Source organism: Paenibacillus sp. EKM10P (genome assembly GCF_011800655.1).
Taxonomy (GTDB): domain Bacteria; phylum Bacillota; class Bacilli; order Paenibacillales; family Paenibacillaceae; genus Paenibacillus; species Paenibacillus polymyxa.
On record NZ_JAALET010000053.1, the window covers coordinates 1 to 975 of the forward strand.

General features: G+C 54.3%; 1 rRNA gene. It reads left to right on the plus strand.

What is annotated here, in order from left to right:
• Positions 1-3: 3 nt before the first annotated feature.
• Positions 4-975, plus strand: a 23S ribosomal RNA gene (locus HFE01_RS26355); the annotation flags it as partial.

Sequence of the window (975 nt, forward strand, 5' to 3'; positions counted from 1 at the left end):
CTAGGTTAAGCTACAAAGAGCACACGGAGGATGCCTAGGCGCCAGGAGCCGACGAAGGACGTGGCGAACAACGATAAGGCCTCGGGGAGCTGTAAGCAAGCTTTGATCCGGGGATGTCCGAATGGGGAAACCCGGCTGTCTTCATCGACAGTCACTACTCACTGAATTCATAGGTGAGTGAGAGGCAGACCAGGGGAACTGAAACATCTAAGTACCCTGAGGAAGAGAAAACAATAGTGATTCCGTCAGTAGCGGCGAGCGAACGCGGATTAGCCCAAACCAAGGAGCTTGCTCCTTGGGGTTGTGGGACGTCTCACATGGAGTTACAAAGGAACCGGTTAGATGAAGAGGTCTGGAAAGGCCCGCCAGAGAAGGTAAAAGCCCTGTAGTTCAAAACTTGTTCCCTCCGAGACGGATCCCGAGTAGTGCGGGGCACGTGAAACCCCGTATGAATCCGGCAGGACCATCTGCCAAGGCTAAATACTCCCTGGCGACCGATAGTGAAGCAGTACCGTGAGGGAAAGGTGAAAAGCACCCCGGAAGGGGAGTGAAATAGATCCTGAAACCGTGTGCTTACAAGAAGTCAGAGCCCGATCTATGGGTGATGGCGTGCCTTTTGTAGAATGAACCGGCGAGTTACGTTCCCGTGCAAGGTTAAGGTGAAGAGCTGAAGCCGCAGCGAAAGCGAGTCTGAATAGGGCGAATGAGTACGTGGACGTAGACCCGAAACCGGGTGATCTACCCCTGTCCAGGGTGAAGGTGCGGTAACACGCACTGGAGGCCCGAACCCACGCATGTTGAAAAATGCGGGGATGAGGTGGGGGTAGCGGAGAAATTCCAATCGAACCCGGAGATAGCTGGTTCTCCCCGAAATAGCTTTAGGGCTAGCCTCGGAAAAAAGAATCGTGGAGGTAGAGCACTGATTGGGTGCGGGGCCCGCAAGGGTTACCAAGCTCAGTCAAACTCCGAATGCCA